Origin of the sequence: Curtobacterium sp. MCPF17_047 (genome assembly GCF_003234045.1) — a bacterium.
Taxonomy (GTDB): Bacteria; Actinomycetota; Actinomycetes; order Actinomycetales; family Microbacteriaceae; genus Curtobacterium.
The window spans coordinates 65,197-90,913 of record NZ_QKSF01000001.1 but is presented as its reverse complement, the minus strand read 5'-3'; the positions used below and the strand labels follow the sequence as shown (position 1 = coordinate 90,913).

The 25,717-nt window shown below is 72.2% G+C and carries 26 protein-coding genes; 16 read left to right on the top strand and 10 right to left on the bottom strand.

All coding sequences use genetic code 11. The features are described 5' to 3' along the window. Positions 1–36 precede the first annotated feature (36 nt). Positions 37–876, top strand: coding sequence for an NmrA family NAD(P)-binding protein (locus DEJ33_RS00475; protein WP_111076970.1), 840 nt, complete (start codon positions 37–39; stop codon positions 874–876). 56 nt (positions 877–932) lie between these two features. On the opposite strand, the gene DEJ33_RS00470 is transcribed toward DEJ33_RS00475, so the two are convergent. The 4 genes from DEJ33_RS00470 to DEJ33_RS00455 form a co-directional block, all read right to left on the bottom strand. Then, positions 933–2,231 carry a CynX/NimT family MFS transporter gene (locus DEJ33_RS00470; protein WP_111076969.1) on the bottom strand — a complete coding sequence of 433 codons (1,299 nt, stop codon included), beginning with the start codon at positions 2,229–2,231 and terminating at the stop codon, positions 933–935. Next, entirely contained in the window at positions 2,228–2,902 is a 675-nt protein-coding gene (locus tag DEJ33_RS00465) for an HAD hydrolase-like protein (protein WP_111076968.1), read from the bottom strand. Before DEJ33_RS00465 ends, DEJ33_RS00470 begins: the two co-directional genes overlap by 4 nt. A 62-nt stretch (positions 2,903–2,964) precedes the next feature. Further along, a complete protein-coding gene (gene nucS, locus DEJ33_RS00460; RefSeq protein ID WP_111075370.1) occupies positions 2,965–3,660 on the bottom strand; it encodes an endonuclease NucS in 696 nt (231 codons plus the stop codon). Between the two features lie 43 nt (positions 3,661–3,703). Next, a complete protein-coding gene (locus DEJ33_RS00455) occupies positions 3,704–5,035 on the bottom strand; it encodes an MFS transporter (RefSeq protein ID WP_111076967.1) in 1,332 nt (443 codons plus the stop codon). A 54-nt stretch (positions 5,036–5,089) separates the two neighbouring features. On the opposite strand from DEJ33_RS00455, the gene DEJ33_RS00450 reads away from it, so the two are divergent. Then, the gene (locus DEJ33_RS00450) at positions 5,090–6,265 is read left to right on the top strand and encodes a LacI family DNA-binding transcriptional regulator (protein WP_111076966.1); all 1,176 of its coding nucleotides are present in this window, start codon (positions 5,090–5,092) and stop codon (positions 6,263–6,265) included. A gap of 256 nt (positions 6,266–6,521) precedes the next feature. Beyond that, complete coding sequence (locus DEJ33_RS00445) at positions 6,522–7,178, top strand: hypothetical protein (protein ID WP_111076965.1); 657 nt, start codon at positions 6,522–6,524, stop codon at positions 7,176–7,178. A 17-nt stretch (positions 7,179–7,195) separates the two neighbouring features. Here DEJ33_RS00445 and DEJ33_RS00440 read toward each other — a convergent pair whose 3' ends face one another. Next, positions 7,196–8,530 (bottom strand): MATE family efflux transporter, encoded by a 1,335-nt coding sequence (locus DEJ33_RS00440; protein ID WP_375334679.1) that lies wholly within the window; start codon positions 8,528–8,530, stop codon positions 7,196–7,198. Between the two features lie 32 nt (positions 8,531–8,562). Between DEJ33_RS00440 and DEJ33_RS00435 the strand changes: the two genes are divergently transcribed. Further along, complete coding sequence (locus DEJ33_RS00435) at positions 8,563–9,228, top strand: GAP family protein (protein ID WP_181436491.1); 666 nt, start codon at positions 8,563–8,565, stop codon at positions 9,226–9,228. Positions 9,229–9,340: 112 nt separating this feature from the next. Here the strand turns inward: DEJ33_RS00435 and DEJ33_RS00430 are convergent, their stop codons facing one another. After that, positions 9,341–10,693, bottom strand: coding sequence for a uracil-xanthine permease family protein (locus DEJ33_RS00430; RefSeq protein WP_111076964.1), 1,353 nt, complete (start codon positions 10,691–10,693; stop codon positions 9,341–9,343). Positions 10,694–10,807: 114 nt separating this feature from the next. On the opposite strand from DEJ33_RS00430, the gene DEJ33_RS00425 reads away from it, so the two are divergent. The 3 genes from DEJ33_RS00425 (at position 10,808) to DEJ33_RS00415 (ending at position 15,306) form a co-directional block, all read left to right on the top strand. Next, positions 10,808–12,298, top strand: coding sequence for a hypothetical protein (locus tag DEJ33_RS00425; RefSeq protein ID WP_111076963.1), 1,491 nt, complete (start codon positions 10,808–10,810; stop codon positions 12,296–12,298). A 75-nt stretch (positions 12,299–12,373) separates the two neighbouring features. Next, complete coding sequence (locus DEJ33_RS00420; protein WP_111076962.1) at positions 12,374–14,338, top strand: M13 family metallopeptidase; 1,965 nt, start codon at positions 12,374–12,376, stop codon at positions 14,336–14,338. Beyond that, the gene (locus DEJ33_RS00415; RefSeq protein ID WP_111076961.1) at positions 14,338–15,306 is read left to right on the top strand and encodes a serine hydrolase; all 969 of its coding nucleotides are present in this window, start codon (positions 14,338–14,340) and stop codon (positions 15,304–15,306) included. Before DEJ33_RS00420 ends, DEJ33_RS00415 begins: the two co-directional genes overlap by 1 nt. Before the next feature lie 68 nt (positions 15,307–15,374). Here DEJ33_RS00415 and DEJ33_RS00410 read toward each other — a convergent pair whose 3' ends face one another. Both DEJ33_RS00410 and DEJ33_RS00405 read right to left on the bottom strand, forming a co-directional pair. After that, positions 15,375–15,878 carry a hypothetical protein gene (locus tag DEJ33_RS00410; RefSeq protein ID WP_111076960.1) on the bottom strand — a complete coding sequence of 168 codons (504 nt, stop codon included), beginning with the start codon at positions 15,876–15,878 and terminating at the stop codon, positions 15,375–15,377. Between the two features lie 27 nt (positions 15,879–15,905). After that, positions 15,906–16,457: a DUF4232 domain-containing protein gene (locus tag DEJ33_RS00405; protein ID WP_111076959.1), complete on the bottom strand. Its 552-nt coding sequence runs from the start codon at positions 16,455–16,457 to the stop codon at positions 15,906–15,908. Positions 16,458–16,780: 323 nt separating this feature from the next. Between DEJ33_RS00405 and DEJ33_RS00400 the strand changes: the two genes are divergently transcribed. Further along, complete coding sequence (locus DEJ33_RS00400; protein WP_146242492.1) at positions 16,781–17,056, top strand: hypothetical protein; 276 nt, start codon at positions 16,781–16,783, stop codon at positions 17,054–17,056. Between the two features lie 19 nt (positions 17,057–17,075). Here the strand turns inward: DEJ33_RS00400 and DEJ33_RS00395 are convergent, their stop codons facing one another. Next, positions 17,076–17,483, bottom strand: coding sequence for an NUDIX domain-containing protein (locus DEJ33_RS00395; RefSeq protein WP_258374625.1), 408 nt, complete (start codon positions 17,481–17,483; stop codon positions 17,076–17,078). Positions 17,484–17,518: 35 nt separating this feature from the next. Then, positions 17,519–18,814 carry a glutamyl-tRNA reductase gene (locus DEJ33_RS00385; RefSeq protein ID WP_111076956.1) on the bottom strand — a complete coding sequence of 432 codons (1,296 nt, stop codon included), beginning with the start codon at positions 18,812–18,814 and terminating at the stop codon, positions 17,519–17,521. A gap of 74 nt (positions 18,815–18,888) precedes the next feature. On the opposite strand from DEJ33_RS00385, the gene hemE reads away from it, so the two are divergent. The 8 genes from hemE to hemC all read left to right on the top strand — a co-directional run bounded on the left by hemE (position 18,889) and on the right by hemC (position 25,704). Continuing rightward, on the top strand, positions 18,889–20,019 hold the full coding sequence (hemE, locus tag DEJ33_RS00380) for a uroporphyrinogen decarboxylase (protein ID WP_111076955.1): 1,131 nt from the start codon (positions 18,889–18,891) through the stop codon (positions 20,017–20,019). Beyond that, entirely contained in the window at positions 20,016–21,368 is a 1,353-nt protein-coding gene (locus DEJ33_RS00375) for an NAD(P)/FAD-dependent oxidoreductase (RefSeq protein WP_111194080.1), read from the top strand. The genes hemE and DEJ33_RS00375 overlap by 4 nt, the downstream gene beginning before the upstream one ends. A 134-nt stretch (positions 21,369–21,502) precedes the next feature. Continuing rightward, entirely contained in the window at positions 21,503–21,769 is a 267-nt protein-coding gene (locus DEJ33_RS00370) for a hypothetical protein (RefSeq protein ID WP_110902968.1), read from the top strand. Beyond that, positions 21,766–22,224 carry a phage holin family protein gene (locus tag DEJ33_RS00365; protein WP_111076953.1) on the top strand — a complete coding sequence of 153 codons (459 nt, stop codon included), beginning with the start codon at positions 21,766–21,768 and terminating at the stop codon, positions 22,222–22,224. The genes DEJ33_RS00370 and DEJ33_RS00365 overlap by 4 nt, the downstream gene beginning before the upstream one ends. Before the next feature lie 53 nt (positions 22,225–22,277). Continuing rightward, positions 22,278–22,517, top strand: a complete 240-nt coding sequence (locus DEJ33_RS00360; protein WP_258374620.1) for a DUF3618 domain-containing protein — start codon at positions 22,278–22,280, stop codon at positions 22,515–22,517. A 141-nt stretch (positions 22,518–22,658) separates the two neighbouring features. Then, a complete protein-coding gene (hemQ, locus tag DEJ33_RS00355) occupies positions 22,659–23,396 on the top strand; it encodes a hydrogen peroxide-dependent heme synthase (protein ID WP_111077093.1) in 738 nt (245 codons plus the stop codon). Next, a complete protein-coding gene (locus DEJ33_RS00350; RefSeq protein ID WP_181432755.1) occupies positions 23,393–24,628 on the top strand; it encodes a ferrochelatase in 1,236 nt (411 codons plus the stop codon). The genes hemQ and DEJ33_RS00350 overlap by 4 nt, the downstream gene beginning before the upstream one ends. A 29-nt stretch (positions 24,629–24,657) precedes the next feature. Then, the gene (hemC, locus tag DEJ33_RS00345) at positions 24,658–25,704 is read left to right on the top strand and encodes a hydroxymethylbilane synthase (RefSeq protein WP_111076952.1); all 1,047 of its coding nucleotides are present in this window, start codon (positions 24,658–24,660) and stop codon (positions 25,702–25,704) included. Positions 25,705–25,717: the final 13 nt, after the last annotated feature.

The following is a 25,717-nucleotide window of genomic DNA, read 5'->3' as shown; positions in this document are numbered from 1 at the left end:
CGCCACCCCTGGACCACCGACCGACAGGAGCACGACGTGACCATCGCCATCACCGGGGCCACCGGCAACATCGGCGGGTCCGTCGCCCGCGCGCTCGCCGCGGACGGTACGCCGTTCCGCATGGTCGTCCGTGACGCCTCCCGCGCCCCGGAGTTGACCGGTGCCGACGTCGCGGTCGCCACCTACGCCGACGCCGATGCCGCGCGAGCCGCCTTCGCCGGCGTCGAGGTCCTGTTCCTGGTGTCCGGCGCGGAGGCCCGTGACCGGCTCGACCAGCACCGCACCGTGATCCGTGCCGCGGCCGACGCCGGGGTCCGGCACGTCGTCTACACGTCCTTCCAGGGTGCGGCCGCCGACGCGACGTTCACCCTCGGGCGTGACCACTTCTGGACCGAGCAGGCGATCCGCGACACCTCGATGGCGCACACGTTCCTGCGTGACTCGTTCTACCTGGACTTCGTCGAGGACCTGGTCGGCGAGGACGGCGTGATCCGCGGTCCGGCGGACGACGGCGCGATGGCCGCGGTCGCCCGGGCCGACGTGGCGCGGGTGGCGACGGCCGTCCTCCGCGAGCCGGCGCGCCACCTCGACCGCACCTACGACCTGACGGGTCCGGTGGCGATCACGCTCGGACAGGCGGCCGCGGTCGTCAGCGACGTGCGTGGCCGTCCGGTGTCGTACCACCGGGAGTCCCTGGAGGAGGCCTACGCCTCCCGCCAGCGCTGGCAGCCCGAGCCGTGGCAGGCGGACGCCTGGGTGAGCACGTACACGGCCATCGCGGACGGGTCGCTCGCGAAGGTGTCGGGTGACGTCGAGCGCGTCACCGGCCGTCCGCCGATGACGCTCCGCCAGGTCCTGGAGGCCCGGGGCGCCTGAGGCGGGCCGCTCGTTGGTGCTGCGGCGGGCCGGCTGCGGGCGCTGACCGGCTCGGTTCAGCGCACCTTCCGCGCCGACACCGACCCGACCACGCCGAGCATCAGCACGGCGACCAGGACGGTCAGCAGCGGAGCCGTCCAGCCACCGGTCGCCCCGTGCAACGCACCCGCGACGAGGGGACCGGCGGAACCGAGCAGGTACCCGCCGCCCTGCACGAACGCGGACATCCGGCGGGCGTCGTCGTCGTTCGACACCAGCCGGACGATGACGATGAAGATGATCGTGATGCCGCCACCCTGGGCTGCACCGCCCAGCACGGACCAGAGCAGCCAGAGCTGCGGGGCGACGAGGAGCCCGAGCGGCATCGCCAGCCAGAAGAACGCGACCAGGACGATGATGACCCGCGGCCGGAACCGGCTGGCGAGCACGGGGACCCCGAGCGCACCGACGACGGCCAGGATCTGGAACACCGACGAGCTCGCGCCCGAGGACGCCGTGTCGAACCCGATCTCGTCGTGCAGCAGCGTCGGGATCCACGCCGTCAGCGCGTAGTACGAGAACGCCTGGCCACCGAACGCGAGCATGAGCCCCCACGTCACCCAGCGCTTGGCAGGGTGCGGCAGGGTCTCGATCACGGGAGCGCGTTGCTCGGCGACGGTCCGGACCGACCCGGTGTCGAGCACCTGGTCGATCGGTCCGGTGACGGGCAGCGGCTCCGGGTCGTGGTCGGTCCCGCGCCAGGCAGCACCGGCACCGACCGTGTAGGTCCACGCCGCCGCCGCGACGAGCGCCAGGACGCCCCACACCGCGATCGCGACCGGCCAGCCCCACGCGGCCGCGATGGGCGCGGTACCGAGCGAGGTGATCATCGACCCGATGTTGAGCGCCGACGTGTAGACACCGGTGACCAGACCGACCCGCTCCGGCGAGGTGTCGCGACGGATCACGACCGGGATCACCACGTTGCCGATCGTGATGCCGATGCCGATCACCGCGGTGCCGATGAGCAGGGCGGCCTCGTGTGGGACCGACCGGACGACGGTCCCGACCAGCACGATCAGCAGCGACAGCGACACCGCGCGCTCGGCGGTGAAGCGGGCGATCACCCAGCTGGCGAACGGTGTCGCGAGGGCGAAGCAGAGCACCGGGATCGTGGTGAGCAGGCCGGCGACCGTCGCGGTCATGCCGAGGTCGGCGCGGACGTCCCCGATCACCGGCGCGGGTGCCACGATCGGGCCGCGGAAGTTCAGCGCGACCAGGACGATCGCGGCCGGCAGCAACCAGGCGGCGCCGCGCAGGCCCGTCTGCACGGTGCCGGACCTCCCCGTGCCGGACTTCCCCGTGCCGGACGTCATGCGTTCGGCAGCAGGATCGGCAGCAGGTCGAGCGGGGTCGCCGCCTGCGCGATGGTGCCCACGGCCTCGGCGGGCGATCCGTAGCCCCACTCCGCGAAGACGGTCGGGACGCCGTGCGCCGCCGCGCCCTCGACGTCGTGCAGGCGGTCCCCGACGAGCACCGGGCGGGACACGTCGAAGCCGTGGGCACGCAGGCGGCGCAGCGCTTCCTCGACGACGTCGGCCTTGGCGGAGCGGACCTCGTCGTCGCTCGCGCCGGTGATGATGTCGATGTCCCCGGTCAATCCGTAGTGCTCGAGGATGTACGTCGCCGGGGTCTCGGGCTTGCTCGTCGCGGTCGAGATCGGCACGCCGGCCTCGTGCAGGGTGTGCAGGACGACGTCGATGTCCGGGTACATCCGGCTGTCGAGGGCCCCGTGCGAGAAGTAGTGCTCGCGGTACACGGCGAGGGTCCGTTCGACCAGGGGTTCGTCCATGCCCATCGCGTCGCGGAACGTGTCGAGGATCGGGGGACCGACGAACGACATCAGCGTCGCCCGGTCGGGCACCGGGACGCCGACCTGCTCGAACGTGTACGTCAGGCTCTCGAGGATGCCCGGTGCCGAGTCGCTGATGGTGCCGTCGAGGTCGAACAGGACGGCGGTGAACGGACGCTCGGGGCTGTTTGTCATGACCTGCCAAGCCTAGCCGCGCCGGACGGGACGACCGAGGAGGCGGTGGTCCGGGCCTCCCGTCAGAACAGGCGGGCGTGCCCGCCCTCGATGCCGCGCATCTCGTCGTAGTCCAGGACCAGGCAGCGGATCCCACGGTCCTCGGCCAGGGTGCGGGCCTGCGGGGCGAACGACTGCGCTGCGAGCACACCCTGCACCGGACGCAGGTGCGGGTCGCGGTTCATCAGCTCGAGGTAACGGGTGAGCTGCTCGACCGCGTCGATGTTGGCGTTCCGCTTCATCTCGACCGCGACGCTCGCACCGGCGTCGTCCCGCGCCAGGATGTCGACCGGTCCGATGGCCGTCATGTACTCGCGGCGGACCAGCGTGTGGCCGTCGCCGAGGAGCTCGATCTGCTCGGCGAGGAGCTGCTGCAGATGTGCTTCGACCCCGTCCTTCACCAGACCGGGGTCGACCCCCAGGTCGTGGGACTCGTCGGCGAACACCTCGTGGATGCTGACGATCAGACGGTCCTGCGTCTTCTTCTGCGTCACCGTCCACACCTGGGTGATGCCGGCGGCGGCCTGGTCCTCGTCGGGCTCCGCGATGGCGATCGAGCACGGCGGGCTCATCCAGTTGAGCGGCTTGTAGCTGCCGCCGTCGGAGTGGACGAGCAGCGAACCGTCGGCCTTCAGCATGAGCAGGCGGTTCGCGAGGGGCAGGTGTGCCGACAGGCGACCGGCGTAGTCGACGGAGCAGCGGGCGATGACGAGACGCACCCGGAGAGCCTAACCGGGATCGCGTGCCCCCGGCGGGTCGCGGTCAGCTGCGGTCGACGTCGACGTCGACGTCGGCGGTGGCGGTGGCGTCGCTCTCCGTGTCCGCTCCGGACTGGAGGCGCGGCTCGCCACCCCTGTGCGCGTCACCCGACGGGGTGGTCGCCGTGGCACCGGCTCCGGTCCGCTCACGCGCTGCACCGGAGGCGAGGCCGGCCGCGATGATGAACACGAACACGATGAGCAGCCCGTTGAGGAGGCCCACGTGCTCGCCCGCGAACCCGATGATCGGCGGCCCGGCGAGGAACGCCACGTACCCGATGGTCGCGACCGCGCTGACCTTGGCGGCCGCGGTGCGGGGATCGTCGGCGGCGGCGGACATGCCCATCGGGAACCCGAGCGACGCCCCGAGCCCCCAGAGCACGACGCCGACGATCGCGATCGGGACGCTCGGTACGAAGATGAGCATGCCGAGGCCGACCACGGCGACGACGGCGCTGGCTCGGAGCACCGGCACCCGGCCGAACCGGTCGATGAGCGGACTGCCGGCGATCCGACCGGCGGTCATGGCGGCGAGGAACACCGCGAGGACCGCGGAACCGCCGTCGTTCGCCAGGCCGTGCCCGTCGATCATGGCGAGGGGCAGCCAGTCGTTCGCGGAACCCTCGGCCAGGGCCATGCCGAGGACGATGACCCCGATGAGCAGGGTCGACGGCTGCCGCCAGACGGCCCAGCGGGAGACCGGCAGAGCGACGGGACTGGTGTCGGTGGCCTCGGGCTCGACGTGGCGGTCGTCGCCGAACCAGCGGATGGCGACGATCATCGCCAGGCTCGTGAGGATCCCGACGACGATGAAGTGCACCGCGACGGGGACCTCGAACCGTTCGGCGAGCGAGCCGATGCCCGCGCCGGCGAGCGTGCCGACGCTGAACGCGGCGTGGAACAGCGGCATGATCGTCCGGCCGCCCAGGCGCTCAGCCGTCGCGCCGGCGACGTTCATCGACACGTCGCACAGCCCGTTGCCGAAGCCGAACGCGATGAGGCAGACCCAGATCGCGGCGAAGCCCCAGCCGAGCGTCACGGCGACGCCCGCGGCGACCATGCCGAGCGCCAGGCACGCCGAGGCGACGAGCACCCCGCGGCGGGCGCCCAGGCGGGCGACGATGTGGCCGGCGAAGGTGAGTCCACCGATCGAGCCGACGGACATGCCGAGGACCAGGAGGCCCATCGTGAAGGTGGAGGCGTCGACGGAGTCCCGGACGCTCGGTACACGGCCGAGCCAGGTGGCGATGTCGAGCCCGGAGAGCGTGAACACCACGAACACCGCGTTGCGCCAGGCACGCGTCGTCGGTGCGCTGCGGGTGGTGGCCGTCGTCATGGTCCTGTCCTATCGAATCGATTCGAGCTGGTGTTCCCGTTACGCTAACCAGCGATGGACGACACGGCAAGCGAACCCGGCGAGTCGGACGACCGCGCCCCGGTGTCCCGCGCGTCCCGACCGGGCGGGGCCGGACCGGCGGCCGGTGCTGCCCGCGCGGGGCGTGCCTCCCGGCCGACGCTCGCCGCCGTCGCACGCGCTGCCGGTGTCGCCCCGTCGACCGCGTCCCTCGCGTTCAGCGGCAGCGGACCCGTGTCCGAGGACACCCGTCAGCGGATCCTCGCCGTCGCCGCCGAACTCGGGTACGACGGTCCGGACCCCCGAGCCCGCTCGCTGCGCCGTGGGCGTTCCGGCGTCATCGGCGTCGTCCTCGACGACCGCCTGAGCGACGCCTTCCGTGACCCGGCCAACATCCTCACCCTCGACGGCATCGCCGAGGTCGCCGGTGCCGCCGGGGTGTCGCTGCTGCTCGTGCGGAGTCCGCTCGACGACGAACGCGGGATGGCGCCGCTCGTCGACGCACCGATGGACGCGGTCATCCTGATCGGCTGCAACGTGCGGATCGACCCCGCCGTCGCCGTCCTCCGACGTCGGGCGATCCCCGTCGTCGCGATCGAGGCGGACGCGATCGAGGGGGCCGTCCCGGTGCACCTCGACAACCGCGAGGGCTCACGCCGTGCCGCCGAGTACCTCCGGGAACTCGGCCACCGCGCGGTCACCGTCGTCACCCTGCCCCTCGACAGCGCGCGCGAACGCGGCCCGGTCGACGAGGCCCGCGAACGCTCGTCCTCGGCCTTCACCACCATGGAGCGACTCCGCGGGGTCCGCGACGTCTACCCGGAGGCACCGGCCATCGCGGCCGGCGGGAGTTCGGTCGAGGAGGGCCGGATCGCCGGCGCAGCGCTCTTCACCACGGGGGCCGAGGCACCGACAGCGGTCGTCGCGCAGAGCGACCTGCTCGCCGTCGGGGTGATCTCGGCGGCGCTCGAGGCCGGACTCCGCGTGCCCGAGGACGTCAGTGTCGTGGGGTTCGACGGCATCCAGGTGGACGACAGCCTGCTGCACCGCTCCCCGATCCGGCAGTTGACCACGCTCGTGCAGCCGTTCGTGCCCAAGGGCGAGGCCGCCGCACGGGCAGCGCTCGCCATGCTCGAGGGGGAGTCGCCGGAGCCGGCCTCGTTCCGGTCCGAGCTGCGGATCGGGGACACCACGGCGGTGCCGCGGGCGTAGGGCCGGCCGGCCGGCTGCGTCGCCGCGCCTGCGGGTTCCGTTCGGCTGCGCCCAACGGAAGCCGGTCCGAACCACGGGAAGCAGTGGTTCGGACGGGATCGGGCCGTGCGGGTCCGGTCCGAACCACCGGCACGGCACGGTCCGGTCCAGGAGCGTCGGCCGGGAGGCGCGGCACCGGCTGGCCACGCGCCTCCGGTCCGGCTGCGGCCGGTCGGGCACCGCTCCGGTGTCGCTGAGGCTGTGGTTGGTTGGGGTCGTGACCACCATCCCGGCCCCCGGTGCGGCGCCGACACCGGACGCTGCCCTCGCCGAGGCCACCCGCCGGGCCGAGCGGCTCGCGGAGCACGGGCCGACCGTCCGCGGGCTGTCGGTGACCGCCTCGCTGGCGGTGATCTCCGTGTTCATGACCGTCGTCGTGCCCGTCCTGGTGTTCGGCGAGCCCTGGGGGTCCGGTCCGGTCGTCGTCACGGTGGTCGGCATGGTGCTCGCCATCCGCGCCTGGGTCGTCGGACGTCGACGCCACACCCTGCAGCCGTTCCGCATCGCGGCCGAGGAGCGTCCGTTCTCGGTCCTCGATCGAACGCAGCGACGGCTGCTCTGGCGTCGCATCACCGGTCGGACGTCGGCGACGGCGGACACCGTGCCGCTCGTGCGCGCCTTCCTGGGTTGGCAACGGCGGTCCTCGAGGGGAGCCGTGCCGAGTCTCATCGCACTCGGGGTCGTCATGCTCGGATCCGCCTGGGCGATCGCGCTGTCGTCGGGCGACGTGCTCCTCCTGGTGCTCCTGCTCGTCGTGGCGGTCTTCATCGGCGCGATGACCGCGGTCGAGTCGCGCCGTCGAGAGCGGGTGCTCCGGTCGTTGCCGGATCCGCCGTCCCCGGAATGCTCGGCGGCCGCGATCGACCAGAACTGACGGACCGCACGTCGGTCTCAGCGGGCGAGCGCCGCCGCGATCCACCCCGGCCGGTGCGCCCGTACCCCGAGTGTCACCGCCCGCACCCCGATGTAGCCGAACGAGAAGACAGCCCAGAGCCCAGCGAGTCCGTCCCCGAGCCACCAGAGCAGCGGCAGGTACACGACCAGGTTCACGACACCGACCAGGGCCAGGTACCGGGCGTCACCGGCACCGATGAGCACCCCGTCGAGGACGAACACGTACCCGGCGATCGGCAGCCCCGCTGCGATGAGGACCAGCACCAGGGGCAAGGCGGACCGAACCTCGTCCGAGTCGGAGAACACCGGCCCGAGCAGGCCGCTCGCGGCCAGTGTCAGCGCACCGAGCAGGACGCCACCGGCGATGCCGAGGACCACGAGCCTCCCGGTCACCAGGCGCACCCGGTCGGCGTCCCGTGCACCGAGCGCGTGGCCGACGAGGGCCTGCCCGGCGATCGCCAGCGCGTCGAGCGCGAAGGCGAGCGTGCTGAAGACCGTCAGGCCGATCTGCGTCGTCGCCAACCCGATGGTGCCGAGCCCGGTCGCGGCGGCGATCGTCGCGAGCATCGCGACGCGCAGTGACGCGGTGCGCAGGAACAGCCACGCCCCGGACCGCAGTGCCCGGACCACGCCGGACGCTCCCGGCCGCAACGGAGCGCCGGACGCCCGCGCTGCCCGGACCGCGATGACCACGTACACGGCTGCCATCGCCCACTGCACGACGACGGTCCCGGCCGCCGACCCCGCGACCCCCCAGCCGAGGCCGTAGATGAGCAGCGCGTTGAGCAGCCCGTTGGCGATGAAGCCGACGGTCGCGACGACGAGGGGTGTCCGGGTGTCCTGCAGCCCCCGGAGCAGGCCCGTCGAGGCGGTGACGACCAGGATGCCGGGCAGCCCGATCAGGGAGACGAGCAGGTACGCGGTCGCTGCGTCCGACACCTCGGGGGCTGCGCCGAACACGTCGATGAGCGGGCCGGCGACCGGCCAGCCGACCAGTGCCAGGACGACACCGAGGCCGAGTGCGAGCCACATCCCGTCGATGCCAGCGTGCACCGCACCGCGGCGGTCCCCGGAACCGAGGGCGCGGGCGACGGCCGGGGTGGTGGCGTAGGCCAGGAAGACCAGGAGGCCCGTGACCGTCTGCAGGACCGCGCTCGCCACACCGACTGCGGCGAGTGACGACGCACCGAGGTGCCCGACGAGGGCGGTGTCGGTGAGCAGGAAGAGCGGCTCTACGACGAGCGCCCCGAGTGCGGGCAGCGCGAGCCGGACGATGTCGCGGTCGACGGCACGGCGGAGCCGACGGGGCTCGGTCTCGGACACGGTGGGCACCAGGACATCCTGCCAATGGCTACGGTCGAGGGGTGGACATCGTCGCACTGGTCCCCGCCGCGGTGGGGATCGCACTGAGTCCGCTCGTGATCGCCTCGGTCGTGTTCCTGCTCGGCCATCGCGGTGGGTACGCCTCCGCGGCGGCGTGTGCCACCGGATGGGTCCTCAGCGTCGCGGTGGCGCTCGTCGTGGCTGTCCTGCTCGGTGAGCGGCTGCCGGCTCCCTCGGACGGTGGGACCGACGTCCGAGCGGTGGTCGAGGTGGTCGCCGGCGTGCTGCTCCTCGGCCTCGCGGTGTGGCAGTGGACCGTCCGACGGCTGCCCGACGGTCGCCCGAGGAGCGCCGGTTGGTCGGACCTGATGGCGGCGATCGGGCCCGCCCGCGCCATCGCCGTCGGCGTGGCCTGGTTCGTGACGAACCCGAAGGCGGTGGTGCTGTCGCTGACGGCCGGTCTGGTGGTGGGCGACTCGGATCCGTCGGTCGCGGCCATGGTCGGAACGGGCACCGCATACGTGGTGATCGCGGGGTCCACCGCCGTGCTGCCGATCGCGGTCACGGCCGCACTCGGGCGCCGAGCTGAGCCGATCCTCGCGGCGACGAGGCGGTTCATCGCACAGCGTGGCTCGGTCGCCCTCGTCGTCGTCCTCGTGGTGCTCGGACTGGTCCAGCTCGTGACGGGCGTCGTCGCGCTGCTCTGAACCGTCGCGCTGCTCTGAACCGTCGTCCTGCTCTGGCCCGTCGTCCTGCTCTGGTCCGTCTTGCTGCTCTGGTCCGTCTTCCGCGGACCGGGTCGTCGTCGAGGGCCGCGGGTCAGTCGCGTTCCGCCGCGCCGACCCGCGGCTCGACGGGGACCCCGCCGGTCGCCGCGCGCTCGTCGTCGGTCGCCGTGGGCGTCGCCGGGTCGGTGCCGCGCGCCCGACCGATCAGGTCCATCAGGTGGTAGACGACGATCGCCGCGATGGTGCCGATGATGATGCCGCCGAACGTGGCACCACCGAGCGTGAACGTGAAGTCCGCGATGCCCATGATGAGCGCGACGCCCGCCGTCAGCTGGTTCTTCGGCTTGGCGAAGTCGACGCGGTTCTCCACCCAGATCCGGATGCCGATCACGCCGATGAGACCGTAGAGCGCCGTGGTCGCACCGCCGAGGACGCCGGCGGGGACGGTCGAGATGACCGCACCGATCTTCGGCGAGAGCCCGAGCAGGACCGCGACGATCGCCGCGACCCAGTACGCCGCCGTCGAGAACACCCGGGTCGCCGCCATCACACCGATGTTCTCGCCGTACGTGGTGGTCGCCGAACCGCCGCCGACCCCCGCCAGCACGGTCGAGATGCCGTCCGCGAAGAGGGCACGCCCGGTCAGTGGCGTCAGGTCCCGGCCGGTGAGCTGCCCGACGCCCTTGACGTGCCCGACGTTCTCGGCGACGAGGGCCAGGACCACGGGCAGGAACCCGAGGTAGACGGCCATCTGCGAGGGGTCGAAGGCCGGCGCGGTGAAGGTCGGCAGCCCCACCCAGTCCGCCTTCTCGATCGCGCTGAGGTCGACCTGACCGGCGACGAGGGCGGCCACGTAGCCGACGACCACCCCGACGACGATCGACAGGCGCCCGACCAGGCCCTTGAAGAGCACGGTGCACAGGACGATCGCGGCGAGGGTGATGACCGCCACGACCGGGGCCTTCGTGAAGTTGTCGCGCGCGGCCGGAGCCAGGTTGAACCCGATCAGGGCGACGATCGCACCCGAGACCACCGGTGGCATGAGCCGGTCGATCCACCCGGCGCCGGCCAGGTGCACGACGAGGCCCACGACGGCGAGCAACGCACCGACGACGATGATGCCGGACAGTGCGAGCGGGATCCCGCCGATCTTCGTCGCGGCCCCGATCGGCGCGAGGAAGGCGAACGACGACCCGAGGTAGCTCGGCAGGCGGTTGCCGGTGACGAGCAGGAACAGGATCGTGCCGATGCCGCTGAACAGCAGCGTGGTCGACGGCGGGAACCCGGTGATCAGCGGCACGAGGAACGTGGCGCCGAACATCGCGACGACGTGCTGCACCCCGAGCCCGATCGTGCGGGGCCAGGTGAGGCGCTCGTCCGGCGCCACGATCGTCGATGCGGAGACGGTGCGGCCGTCCCCGTGCAGCTTCCACGGAAGTCCCATGCGATGACCGTAGCGGGCACGCGGGACCATGTGACGACGGATGGGCTCCCTGTGGAGAACCGTGCCCCCGCCCCACGACCTGGATATGGTGTGTGGAACATCACGAGGAGCCCCATGTCGAACCACTTGCACCACCACGTCCTTGTCCCTCCGGTCGTCGCCGCGCTCACCATCGGTGCCGTCATCGGCCTCCCGGTGCTCGCCACGGACCCCGCCCTCGCTGCGGCCACCGACCGCCACACGACCCGGGTCAGTGCTCCCACGCCGGGATCGCCGTCGGACGCGACGCGCGCCACCACGGGCGTCGACTTCACCGCCGGGGTCCGGTCGATCGCACACGGTGCCGGCATCGTGACCTTGACCGGCTCCGTCCCCACCGGCGCGAGCGTCGAGGTCAGCGGTGACGTCGTCGAGCCCGTCTGGACCGAGGGCGACGCCGCGGGCCACTGGGAGGCACAGGTCCGGGTCCGACCCGGTCAGCACGTCATCCGCGTGACGTCCCAGGTCTCCGGCCAGGCGGTCGACATCCCCGTCGAGTTGTTCATCCTGCTGCCACCGGAGATGCTCGCGACCGTCGACGGCATCGCCCGGACGATCGACCTCGCCGGTTCCGGCCACCCTGGGGCGCACCTCGTGGTGCGGGTCGACGGGACGACCCGGGCCGAGACCGACGTCGCCGAGGACGGCACGTGGCACGTCCTGCTCCGTGACCTCGCCTTCGGCCGCCATCACGTCGAGGTCTCGCAGTACTTCGACGGCACGCAGAACGGCGGTGTCGACGACGTCTACGAGATCTCCGGCGCCCCGACGGTCGAGCGGGCACAGGCGTCACGCCAGACCGAGCGCATCACACTCGCAGGCCGCGCACCGGCAGGCAGCACCCTGACGTTCGAGGACGCCCGTGGTCCGGTCACGGGCCCGGACGGCCAGCCGGTCGAGGTCCGGGTCGGGGACGACACCTCGTGGCAGGCCACGCTCCCCGTCCCGGACGACGTCCGGTTCGACGTCGTGACGGTCATCGCGCACGACGGCGAGCACGAACTCGGGCGGACGGACGCGCACGTCACGATCCCCCTCGCGCTCACCGGCAGCGTGGAGGAGCTGGACGACGGCCGGATCCGCCTGAGCGGGACCGGTGAAGTCGGCGGCACGGTCACGCTCGAGGACGAGTCGGGAGCAGAACTCCGCGCTGCCGACGGGAAGCCCCTCAGCACCGGCATCGGCCGGAGCTGGGAACTGGTCGTCCCCCGCCACGACCTGCCCGCCGGGTCCGTGATCGCCCGACAGCGGGTGCAGGACGTCGAGCAGGGCGCGCTCCGACTGGTGCTGCCCGGGCTGCCGGATCGGCCCGGAGCGGGCCACGGCAGCGGTACCGGAACGGGGGCGTCGGCCGGCGGTGGCATCGTCACGGGGACGGACACCCGGCACCCGGCGGCCGCGCGGGTCCGGTCCGATGCTGCTCGACCCGGTACCGACGGCCGGCTCGCCTACACCGGTGCGGACATCGGGCGGCCGACCGCGGCAGCCGTCGCACTGCTCCTCAGCGGTGCGGCCGGACTGCCACTCGCCGCCTTCCTGCGCCGCCGGGCAGGCTCCCGCCGATGAGCGTCCCCGAGTGAGGTCAGGTCAGTGAACGAGTACCGGGTGGCGGACGAGGGGCCGGTGGCTATCGTGGGGACCATGACCGACGTCGCAGGCACCACCGGAATCCGTACCGACGAACTCGACGAGTCGGTGCGACCGCAGGACGACCTCTACCGGCACGTCAACGGCAGGTGGATCGACCAGACGCCGATCCCGGACGACAAGGCCCGCTACGGCTCGTTCACCGTCCTGGCCGAGGAAGCCGAAGCCGCCGTGCGCACGATCATCGAGCGCGCGCAGACCGCCGCGCCGGGCAGTGAGCAGCGCAAGGTCGGCGACCTCTTCACGTCCTTCACCGACGAGACGGCGCTCGAAGCGCTCGGGTCCGCCCCGATCGAACCGCTCCTCGCCGACATCGCCGCGATCGAGGACAAGAACGACGTCCTCCGCATGGTCGGTCGCTTCGAACGACTCGGACTGCCGAGCTTCATCCAGCTCTTCGTCGACAACGACCCGGGCGACCCGGACTCCTACATCGTGTTCCTCGAACAGTCCGGTCTCGGTCTGCCCGACGAGTCGTACTACCGCGAAGAGCGCTTCGCTGACATCCGCGAGAAGTACCGCGAGTTCGTGGGCTCGATGTTCCCGCTCGCCGGGTACGACGAGAGCGGCGACCGGACCGAGCACGTGATCGCGCTCGAGACGGCGATCGCGTCGGCGCACTGGGACAACGTCGCGACCCGTGACAGCCAGAAGACGTACAACAAGCTGCCGTGGGACGAGGTCTCGGCGCTCGCCGAGGGCGTCGACCTGCGCCTCTGGTGGGACGCCATCGCGGCTCCCGCCGGCGCCTTCGACACCGTGGTGGTCCGCCAGCCGTCCTTCCTGACCGGCCTCGCCCAGCTGTTCCGCGAGCAGCCGCTGCCCGTCTGGAAGGACTGGCTCTGCTGGCAGGTGATCCGGGCCTCCGCCCCGTACCTGACGAGCGCGTTCTCGGCGACCAGCTTCTCGTTCTACGGCACCGCACTGACCGGTGCGCCGAAGCAGCGCGACCGCTGGAAGCGCGGGGTCTCCCTGGTCGAGGGTGCGATGGGCGAGGCGGTCGGACGCATCTACGTCGAGGAGCACTTCGACGAGACCTCGAAGGCGACGATGGACGACCTCGTCGCGAACCTGGTCGAGGCGTACCGCCAGAGCATCACGGGGCTCGAGTGGATGACCGACGAGACCCGGGCCCGCGCGCTCGACAAGCTCGAGAAGTTCACCCCGAAGATCGGCTACCCGGTGAAGTGGCGCGACTACAGCGCCCTGCCGGTCACCGCCGACGACCTGCTCGGCAACGTCCGCGCGATCGCGTCGTTCCAGGTCGACCGTGAGCTCGGCAAGATCGGCAAGCCGATCGACCGCGACGAGTGGTTCATGACCCCGCAGACGATCAACGCGTACTACAACCCGGGCTTCAACGAGATCGTCTTCCCGGCCGCGATCCTGCAGTTCCCGTTCTTCGAGGCCACCCGTGACGCCGCCGCCAACTACGGTGCGATCGGTGCCGTCATCGGGCACGAGATCGGGCACGGCTTCGACGACCAGGGCTCGCAGTACGACGGCGACGGTCGCCTGCAGAACTGGTGGACCGAGGCCGACCGGCAGGCGTTCGAGGAGCGGACGAAGGCCCTCATCGCCCAGTACGACGCCCTGGTGCCGACCGAGGTGCCGGACGGCCACGTCAACGGCGCCCTCACCATCGGCGAGAACATCGGTGACCTCGGTGGCCTGTCGATCGCCTGGAAGGCCTACCTGATCTCCCTCGACGGTGCCGAGCCGCCGGTGATCGACGGCCTGACCGGTGCCGAGCGCTTCTTCCTCAGCTGGGCCCAGGCGTGGCGGATGGCGATCCGCCCGGAAGAGGCCGCTCGTCTGCTGAGCATCGACCCGCACTCGCCGAACGAGTTCCGCTGCAACCAGATCGTCCGCAACATCGACGTCTACTACGACACCTTCGACGTCTCGGACCGTGACGCGATGTACCTGGCTCCGGCCGAGCGCGTCGCCATCTGGTGATGACGGAGCCGGACGCGCCGCACTCGTCGCGCCGGCGCCGCCCCGGACGCCCCGCTGACGACGGCTCAGCGGGGAACGGTCCCGTCGGCGGTGGTGGTCGGAGCCGCGGCAAGCACCGTGGTGGGGCGGACGAGCGCTTCACGGCCACGACACAGGCACTGGGCACCATCGCGCAGGACGGTGCTGGGGTCAGCGCCTCCATCATCGACACCTCCACCGGTCGTGCGCTGCTGGCGATCGACGACCGGTTGGTGCAACCCGTGTCCGGCCTCGGGCGCGTGCTGCTCCTCATCGAGGTCGCGGCGCAGCTCGAGGACGGTCGGCTGCACGGCGACCGGCTCCAGCGCATGGCCCGGGACACCGCGACGGGTGCGGGGCTGTGGCAGTTCCTGCAGGAGCCGACCATGCAGGTGTCCGACCTCGCCACCCTGGTCGGCGCGACCGCGGACGCCTGGGCGACGAACGCCCTGCTCACCACGGTCGGGATCGACGCCGTGCGTGCCCGTGCCGAGTCCCTCGGGGTCGAACGGTCTGCGCTGATCGACCGGGTGCGGGACCGCCGGGGCCCGGACGACGCCCCGGACGTCTCGGTCGCTGCGTCGGGAGAGCTCAGCTGGCTCTTCCGCGGGCTGGCGCTCGGCGAGGTCGTGGACCAGACGGTGTCGAACCGGGTCCTCGGGTGGTTGTCCCTGGCCGCGGACCTGTCGCTCGTCGCCGGGTCGTTCGGTCTTGATCCGCTGGCGCACCGGGCGCTCGACCACGGCCTCCAGTCCGTCGCGGTCACGGGATCCGGGCCGGGCATCCGGGCCGAAGCGGGCGTGCTCCGGGGGCCGGCGTCGTCGGTCTGCTACGCCGTCACGGTCCGGTTCGAGGACGACTCGCTGCAGCGGCGACTCGCGGTCGTCGAGGCGCTCCGCACGATGGGCACCGAGGTGCTCGAGGTCGTGCACACCCCGGCTGAGCGCTGAGCGCTGAGCACCGAGCGCCGAGCGCCCAGCGCTGAGCACTGCGCGCCGAGCGCCGAGCGCTGAGGCGTTCAGGACACCGAGTCCCGCCGCTGCCGGTCGTAGTCGCCGCGCATCCGCCACCCGGCCATCGCCCGGGTGACCGTCCCGTGGGGCGAGCGGGTGAGCACGGACCAGAGCCCGACGACGAGCAGGACGACGGGGACGGTCGCGACGGCGAGCAGGATGCGCCGACGGACCTCGCCACCGTCGTCGAGCCAGCCGAGTTGCACGAGGTGCAGGACCCAGAAGGTCAGCGGCGAGACCACGACGATGATGCTGGTGCGCCAGTACCGCCGGACCGCGTCGCGGAACCCGGTGTCCAGGGCCGCACCCTCGGCGAGCTCGACCGTGTCCCCGACGGTGAAGGTGTGGGCTCCCGCGCGGATCACCGTGCGCTCGGCATCCGGGACGGCCCGCTGTCCGCGGCGCGGAGGCTGCCACCGGACGTCCTCCAGGTGCTCGACCTCGTCGTCGATGACGAACCACCCGCCCTCGAGGTCCTCGGGTCCGGTGACGATGCGGTGGCTGCTCACCCGCCCATCATCGCGGAACAGGGCCCCTCACTGCTGCTGCTGCTGTCCCTCCGGCACGAACGCCCGCACGGACAGCAGTTGCGCCGACCGCTGCTGGCACGCGGTGTAGGCGGTGGAAGCGATGAACAGCGACTGCTTCGAACCCGGCGGGTAGACGCGGAACCCGTCGGGCTGCCGGGCGGTGCAGTCACCCGGCTGCAGGTTCTCGGCGCGGACGATCCGGAGCGGCGCGTACGCGGTCTGCCCGGCGGCCAGGGTGACGGTCGGACGCGCATCACTGCGGTCGAGCGTCGCCGATGCCCCGACCTGCGTGCCGTTCCCGTCACCGACGAAGGACAGCCCCGGCCAGCCCTGCAGCGTGCACGACGCGCTGCCGGTGTTCCGCAGCGCCAGGTCCAGGTACACGCTGCCAGCCCCGCCGCCACCGCCGTCGACGATCGACCCGGTCAACGACGCCGCCGCGCAGGTCCCCGCTCCGGAGGCCGTGCCACCGTCCGCCGGACCGGCGGCGGCGGCACCCGACGCACTCGACGCTGGTGTGGACGACGGCGCAGACGACGTGGTCGGCGCAGCGGACACCGGTGCAACGGACGACGATGACGAGGGCGACGTCGTCGGCGCCGAGGACGCCCCACCGCCGTCCGACCCACCCGTGCACCCGGTCAACGCGAGGACGACCGCCCCGAGCACGCCCACCGTCCCCACCGTTCCGCGCAGCGACCGCCATGCCGTCACCTGCGCGCCGGACCCTCGACTGCTCCGTCCCATGCCCGCCACACAACCACTTCCACCGTGGAACTGTCTCGCACGTCCTCCCACATCCGCACCGCCGTCCAGTGTCTTCGGGCAGGATCGGCATCGTGCACGTCGACGACGACGTGCGGACACGGAAGGACAGACCGATGGCAGCAGGCAAGCACGAGGCAGCACGCGGCGACGACGACCGGGCGGACGGCGTGGACGCACGCGCCGGCGAGTTCGTGGACAGTGACATCCCCGGGGAGCACCGCGTCACCGACGACGAACCGGTCGGCGAGTTCGTGTCGAGTGACATCCCCGGCGAGGCCCGCCCGCAACCGGACGACGAGACCGGCGAGTACGTCGAGTCGGACATCCCCGGTGAGTCGCAGCCGGCCGGACCCGAGGAGACCGGGCACTACACCGACCGCGACCAGTAACGGTCACCCGACCGGTCGGTCAGTCGACCAGTCCCGCCCGCGTCAGCAGGCGGAGCGTCTCGACCCCGGCCGGCGGGCAGCGTCCGGCGTCGTCGGAGGTGACCCACTCCACCTCGTCGACCTCTGCGGAGGCGACGGGCGTGGCGGAGTCCAGCGGGCCTCCCGGCCGTGCCAGGAACAGTGTCATCGCGACGATCGTGCCGGGTGCCTGCCCGTGCGCCGGTTCGGTGACGACGGCGAACTCGTCGACGTCGTCCGCGGTGATGCGCAGGCCGGTCTCCTCGTACGCCTCGCGCACGGCGGCGTCGACGGCGGTCTCGCCGGGCTCGACCTTGCCGCCCGGCAGGTACAGGACGTCACGTCCGCGGGCGCGCACCATGAGCACCCGTCGGTCGCGGACCAGCAGGAGCGCACTGACGTCCAACACGGGTACGGCCGGGAGGCCCGCACCGCCCGAGCCGGTCAGCTCGCGTCCGCCTCGTCGTCGCGCACGCGCGCGGCCAGCGGCACGACCGGGGACGGCACGTCCGCGACGGGTTCCGGGCGCACCCCGAAGAGCGCGTCGAGCGCCCCGGTGAAGTCGTCGCCGCGACCGGCACGGCCGAGTTCGCGTGCCCGGACGGAGGGGCGGTGGAGCAGCACACCGACCAGGTGCCGGAGCGCCCGCTCGGTCTGTTCCGCGGACTCGGGCGTGGTGTCACCCCGACGCTTCACGCGGTCGATCTCGTCGTCCAGGATGTCGAACACGTGCTTGCGCAGCGCGACGAGTGCCGGGGTGGTCGACTGCTCGAGCGCCTGGGCGCGGAACCGCGAGACCGCGTCGTCGACGATCGCACGCGCCTCGGTCTCGGCGTTGAGTTCGGCGATGGGGGCGTGGATGCTGATCGTCTCGAGGTCGAGCAGCTCGACGCCCTCGACGTCGGCGGCGTCCGGGTGCACGTTGCGGGGGAGCCCGAGGTCGATGACGATCCGTCGGGCGCCGTCGTCCAGGTCGCAGGCCTCGACGACCGGGACCTCGCTCGACGTGCAGGTGATGACGACGTCGCTCGTGCCGATCGCGGTGCGCAGGTCGGTGGCGGCGACCAGGTCGTGCTTCGCGGCGAACCAGGGGGCACGGCCGGACGGCGAGAAGACCTGGATCTGCTGGGCACCACGGTCGCGGAGGGCGGCGATGGTGGTCGCGGCGTAGCTGCCGGTGCCGACGAGGAGCACGCGCGTGGTGGCCCAGTCGGTGAGGCGCGAGGAGGCGAGCTCGAGTCCGAGTCGGACGAGCGACCGGCCGGCGGCGCCGATGCGGGTGCGGGTCTTGACCCCGCGGGAGGTGTGGGCGGCCTCCTGGAAGAGGCGCTCGAGCTCCGAGGTGGTGGTGCCGTTCCGGCGGGCGTCCTCGAGGGCCCGTCGGACCTGACCGGAGATCTCGGTCTCACCGACGACGACGGACTCGAGTCCGCTCGACACGGCGAAGAGGTGCTGCACGACGTCGCCGCCGCCGAGGACCTGCACGGAGTCGAGGACCTCGTCCGCCTGCAGGTCACTCGCTGCCGAGACGGCCTCGACCGTGGCGCGGACCGCTGCGTCGTCGTCGCCCGCGATGTCGAGGTAGGCCTCGAACCGGTTGCACGTGGCGAGGACCACGGCGCCGTCGAGCACGTCCGAGTCCGTGACGAGGTGGCTGGCGGCCGCGGGTGCTCCGATGCTCAGACGCTCCAGGAGGTCGAAGCTGGCGTTGCGATGCGACGCCGTGAGACAGATGAGCACGTGTTCAATGGTAACCCCGCCGTCCCGAGCGCCAGATCGGAGAACGGCCCTGTTCGCGGTGCGAGAATCGTCCGGTGACCGACGCGCTCCCTGCCACCCATCCGCTCGCCGACGGCCGCACCGCGGGCTCCCGGCTCGTCCGGGCCCTCCGGGGCGATCGGCCGGAGACGCTGCCGGTCTGGTTCATGCGCCAGGCGGGCCGGTCGCTGCCCGAGTACCGGGAGCTCCGGGTCGGGACGGCGATGCTCGACGCGTGCCTGGACCCGGCCCTGGCGTCCGAGATCACCCTGCAGCCGGTTCGTCGGCACGGGGTCGACGCCGGCATCTTCTTCAGCGACATCGTCGTGCCGATCAAGCTCGCGGGCGTGGACGTCGAGATCGTCCCGGGCCGCGGCCCCGTCCTCGGTTCCCCGGTCCGGACCTCGGCGGACGTCGATGCCCTGGGTCGGCTCGAGCCGGAGGCCCTGGCACCGATCTCCGAGGCCGTCGCCCGCACCGTCGCCGAGCTGGGCAGCACGCCGCTCATCGGGTTCGCCGGCGCACCCTTCACCCTCGCCGCCTACCTGGTGGAGGGTGGGCCGTCGAAGGACCACATCCGTGCCCGGACGATGATGCACGCCGACCCGGAGACCTGGTCGCGGCTGCTCGACTGGGCCGCCGACGTGTCGGGGGCGTTCCTCCGCGCCCAGGTCCTCGCCGGCGCCTCGGCCGCGCAGCTGTTCGACTCGTGGGTCGGCTCGCTGTCCCGGGCCGACTACGTCGAGCGGGTCGCACCGCACTCGGCGACGGCGCTGTCCCACGTCGCGGACCTCGGCGTCCCGCGCATCCACTTCGGGGTCGGCAGCGGCGAGGTCCTGGCGGACATGGCGACGGTCGGCGGCCACGCGGACGCCGTCGACGCGGTCGGGGTGGACTGGCGTCTGCCCCTCGACGAGGCCGTGCAGCGCGTCGGCACCGGCGTCACCGTGCAGGGCAACATCGACCCGGCGATGCTCGCGGCGCCGTGGGAGGTCCTCGAAGCACACGTCCGCGCGGTCGTCCGCAGCGGCGGGGTCGCTCGGGCGCACGTCGTGAACCTCGGGCACGGGGTGCCGCCGGAGACCGATCCGGCGGTGCTCACCCGCGTCGTCGAACTCGTGCACTCGCTGGGCGACGGGACTGACGTGGCCGACGGGACCGACGGGGCCGGGAGCGCCGGAGCATGACCGACGTCGTCGTGGTCGGCGGCGGGGTCGCCGGCCTCGTCGCGGCGCGCGACCTAGCGAAGGGCGGCGCGCACGTGGTGCTGCTCGAGGCCTCCGGCGCGCTCGGCGGCATGATCCGTCGGCACACCGTCGCCGGGCTCGACCTCGACATGGCGGCGGACTCGTTCGCCACCCGGACGGACGCCGTGTCCTCGCTGGCGATCGAACTGGGCCTCGGCAACGACATCGTCTCGCCGGACCCCCGGGGTGCGTGGCTGATGACCCGCGACGGCCGCACCGCCCCCATCCCCTCGACCGGGCTGCTCGGGATCCCGGGCACCCCGATGGCCGCCGACGTCATCGCGGTCGTCGGCGGCGCCGGGGCCCTCCGTGCGCAGATGGACGCCCTGCTGCCCTCGCCCGTCGGAGCGCGGGCGACGTCGCTCGGCGCGATGGTCCGGCGTCGGATGGGCGCGAAGGTGCTCGACGACCTCGTGGTGCCGGTCGTCGCGGGCGTGCACTCCACCCACCCGGACGACCTGGACCCCGACCGTGTGGCGCCCGGACTGCGCGCGGCACTGCAGCGGGAGGGGTCGCTCGCCCGAGCCGTGCTCGCACTCCGGAAGCGGGCCGTCGCGGGCTCGGCGGTGCAGGGCCTCCGCGGCGGCATCGCCCGACTGGTCGACGAGCTCGTCGCCGACCTCGACACCTACCGGGTCGACATCCGGCTGCACACCCGGGTGACGCGCGTCGAGCGAGCCGCGGTCGAGGCCACCTCCGCCAACGGCCGGAGCGAACGACTCGCCGCGGACCACGTGTTCGCCACCGTGGCCGACCCTGCCCGTGTCGCCGCGCCGCGACGGTCCGGCATCGAGCTCGTCACACTCGTGGTCGACCGGCCCGAGTTGGACGCCGCCCCGCGCGGCACCGGCATGCTCGTGCACCCGGCGGCGGTCGGCGTCGCCGCGAAGGCGCTGACGCACGCGACTGTGAAGTGGCCGTGGCTGGCGGAGCGGGCGGCCGGGAGGCACGTGCTGCGTCTCAGCTACGCCCTGCCCCCGGCAGGTGCCGCCGAGGCGACCGGCGCTGCCGCCGCGACGGGCGCGGACGAAGTCGCCACGAGCCTCCCGGTCGACCCGGCCGGACCGGTGAGCGCCCGCGCGACCACCGATGCGTCCGCCCTGCTCGGCCTGGAGGTCAGGCCGGAGCACGTCGTCGGCGCCGCTCGTGTGCTGTGGCACGGGCCGGACGCCGAGGCCGCCGGACTGGCCGAGGGGGTCGTCGGCATCGGTGAGGCGTCGTCGGGGCGGGGCCTCTCGGGCATCGTGACGGCGGCCCGGGCCGCGGCTGAGCGCATCCTGGATTCCTGAGCGGACCGCTGATGCCCCGAGGGCTACTGTTGGGACAACCGTCGGACTCATGCCGATCGGTGCATGACCCCGGAACGGTGCATCACCAAGCACAGTGCTCACAACAGCACCCTGACTCAACGGAGGAATCGCTCATGCGAGGAAAGCTCCTTTTCATTGCCGGCGCAGCGCTCGGGTACGTCCTGGGATCGCGAGCCGGACGGGCTCGCTACGAGCAGATCAAGACCGTCAGCGGCAAGGTGTGGAACAGCAACGGCGTCCAGAAGAGCGTCCACGACGTCGAGGGCTTCGTGCAGGACCGCACGCCGGACGTCGCCGACTTCATCGGGGAGCAGACCAAGAAGGTCGTCCGCAAGGTGAGCTCCAAGGCGTCGTCCAACAAGGGCTCGCAGATCTCATGACCGACACACGCGACCGGAAGTCGCGGTCGCTGTTCGGCCTCGTCAAGGAGCTCCCGGACCTCGTCAAGGACCTGGTGAAGGGCGAGATCTCGCTCCTCAAGGCCGAGATGATCGGCAAGGCGAAGGTCTTCGGCATCGCCGCGGGCATCCTGATCGCCGCGCTCGTCATCGTGCTGTACGCGATCGGCGTGCTCCTCACCGCAGCGGTGATGGGTCTCGCGACCGTGATGCCGGCGTGGCTGGCGGCGCTGCTGCTCGCCGTGCTGATGCTCATCGTCGCCGGGATCCTCGGATTCGTCGGCTGGAAGCGCCTCAAGAAGGGCCTGCCGATCACGCCGAAGCGCACGATCGCCAGCGTCAAGAACGACGTCAACGCCGTCAAGGGCCTCGGCTGGAAGCCGACCCCGGAGACGCAGCGCGGCGCCCGCAAGCCCGACGTCGACGGCCGGTTCTGACCAGCCGTCCTCCCGCTGACCCCCGTCATCCCCACGAACTCATCGGAGGACCAGTGACCGACCCGAAGGACGAGCACGGCGACATCGCCGACCGCGTCGCCGCCACCCGCGCCCAGCTGTTCGACACCCTCGACGCGATCGAGGACAAGCTCAACGTGCCGAAGCAGATCGGCATCGCGGCGTCGAAGGTGAAGCGCGGCGTCGACGAGAACCCCGTGCCCTACCTGGCCGGTCTCGCAGCGGGAGTGGCAGTGGTCGGGGGTATCGTCGTAGCGGCGCTCCGACGACGGTGATCCACAGGCGGCGAGCCACCGCGAGCCACTGTGGAACGTCGGTCCGGACGCCTGCTCGGCGACGGGGACGGGCAGCCCACACCCCTGGCAACCGTGCCGCTGGCGATCGTGCTCGCGGCCACCGTGGAGGACGACCGATCCATGAGCACTGACGTGCCCGCACCAGCACCGAACGCACCGCACGAGACCGATCCCGCGTCCGGCATCGACCCGAACCTGCTCACCGCCTACGCCCTGTGGGCGGTCTTCCGTCGTCCGGTCGGTGCGGTCGCCCGTGGCGGTGACGATTCGGTCGCCGAACTCGACGCCGTCGTCGCGGCCGGAGCCGAGCGAGGCGTCACCATCCGCGGCTTCTACGACGTCTCCGGCTTCCGTGCCGACGCCGACGTCATGATCTGGCTGCACGGCGACGACGCGCAGACCATCCAGGCGGTCCTCCGGGACGTGCGTCGAACGGCGCTCTTCCGCGATGCCGAGCCCGTCTGGCACGCGATGGCCATGCACCGCGAAGCCGAGTTCAACAAGCGGCACACGCCGGCCTTCCTCCGCGGCAAGGACCCCGAGGCTTGGATCACGGTCTACCCGTTCGTCCGGTCCTACGAGTGGTACCTGCTGCCGGAAGCCGAGCGTTCGGGGATGCTCCGTGACCACGGCATCGCTGGCGCCAAGTACCGCCGGGTCCTCACGAACACCATCGCCTCCTTCGCCCTGGGCGACTACGAGTGGATCCTGCCGCTCGAGAGCCCCGACCTGGTCGACCTCGTCGACCTGATGCGCGACCTCCGCTACACCGAGGCCCGGATGCACGTCCGCGAAGAAGTGCCCTTCTACACGGGTCGTCGCGTGACGACCGCCGAACTCCCGGAGGTGCTGTCATGACCGACACCAGCATGATCACGAACGGACAGCCCGTCCTCGCCGCCACCGCTGCGGCCGCGTCCGGCCCGGAGCACGTCGAGGTCCCGACCGCCTACGACGCGATCCTGCTCGCCGGCTTCGGCGGTCCGGAGGGCCAGGACGACGTCATCCCGTTCCTCCGCAACGTCACCCGTGGCCGCGGGATCCCGGACGAGCGGCTCGAAGAGGTCGCGCACCACTACCGTCACTTCGGCGGAGTCAGCCCGATCAACGCCCAGAACCGCGCGCTCAAGGCCGCGCTCGAGGCCGAGCTCGCATCGCGCGGCATCGACATGCCCGTGCTCTGGGGCAACCGCAACTGGGAGCCGTACCTCGAGGGCGCGTTCACCGAGGCCGCCGACAAGGGCTACAACAAGCTCATCGCGATCGCCACGAGCGCGTACTCGTCGTTCTCCAGCTGCCGCCAGTACCGCGAGGACTACGCCCGCGTGCTCGACGAGACCGGTCTGATCGACACCATCCAGATCGACAAGGTCCGCCAGTTCTTCGACCACCCGGGCTTCGTCCGCCCGTTCATCGACGGTGTCCGCGACGGCCTGGCCCGCGCGATCGCCGAGAACGACGGGCTCGACGTCGCGACCGAGCTGCAGGTGCTGTTCTCCACGCACTCGATCCCGTCGACCGACGCCGCCCGGTCCGGTCCCGACTACCGCGGCTTCGACGAGCACGGGGCGTACGAGGCGCAGCACCTGGCCGTCGGCGAGGTCGTCCTCGACCAGGCGTGGGCGGAACTGCTCGAGCAGCCCGAGCACGCCCACCTGCAGGGAACGTCGAAGCCCGCCTGGAAGCTCGTCTACCAGTCCCGCTCGGGCCCCCCGACGCAGCCGTGGCTCGAGCCCGACATCAACGACTACATGAACGAGGAGCTCAAGGGCGGCCCGACCCGCGCCGTGCTCATCGTGCCGCTCGGCTTCGTCAGCGACCACATGGAGGTCATGTGGGACCTCGACGAGGAAGCCACCGAGACCGCCGGTGAACTCGGTTACTGGTCGCTCCGCACGCAGACCCCCGGCGTCGACCCCGCCTACGTGTCGGGTCTCGTCGACCTCGTGCTCGAGCGGGTCAACGGGACACCGAAGGCCGAGCGACCGCACATGACCGACATCGGGCCCTGGTACGACGTGTGCCGTCCGGGGTGCTGCGAGAACGTGCGAGCGGGGTTCAAGCCCGCCGCCGCCGGCGTCGCCCCGTGACCGACGGCTCCACACCGAAGGACCCTGCCGTGCAGGACCCCGCATCGTCGAAGTCGTCGGGCGACAAGCCCGCCATCCGGCTGGGGACCCGCGCCAGCCGACTCGCGGTCGCCCAGTCACAGGACATCGCGGACCGGCTCGCCAAGGTGTCCGGTCGGCCGGTGGAACTCGTCACCGTGACCAGCGAGGGTGACACGAACCGCGCCTCCCTGGCGTCGCTCGGCGGCACCGGCGTGTTCGCGTCGGCGCTCCGTGAGGCCCTGGTGGCGCACGAGGTCGACGTCCTCGTGCACTCCCTCAAGGACCTGCCGACGGCGCCGTACCCGGGCCTGACGATCGGCGCGGTCCCGAAGCGCGCTGACGCTCGCGACGTGCTGGTCGCCCGCAACGGCGCGACGGTGGAGACGCTGCCCGAGGGTGCGACCGTCGGGACGGGATCACCCCGCCGTGCCGCGCAGCTCAAGGCCGACCGACCCGACCTCGACGTCGTCGACATCCGCGGCAACATCGACACCCGCCTCGCCCGTGTCGAGGACGACCTGGACGCCGTCGTGCTCGCCGCCGCCGGACTCGGTCGCATCGGTCGACTCGACGCGGCCACCGAGCTGCTCGACCTCGGATTCTGGCCGAGCGCTCCCGGCCAGGGTGCGCTGGCCGTCGAGATCCGTGCGGACGAGGACGACCGGAACCTGCTCGCCGCCCTGCGGAAGATCGAGCACGCCCCGACCCGGCTCACCGTCACCGCAGAACGTGAGGTCCTGGCGAAGCTCGAGGCGGGCTGCTCCGCACCGATCGGTGCGACGGCGGTCGTCGACGCCGAGATGCTCCTGGTGTCCGCGACGGTGTACAGCCCGGACGGGTCCGAGTACCGGACGGCCTCGCACGCGGCGATGCTCGACGGCTCCGCGCAGGACCGCCTCGACGAAGCACTGTCCGTCGCCGGCCGAGTCGCCGACGAACTCCTCGAGAACGGCGCCGCCGAACTCGCCGACCTGCCCGCGACGACCGGTCCCGGATCCGACGAACCGGACACCGGGCACACCGCCGGCCCCGGGCTGGCGAACCCGGCCGAGTAGGGCGGGCACCACG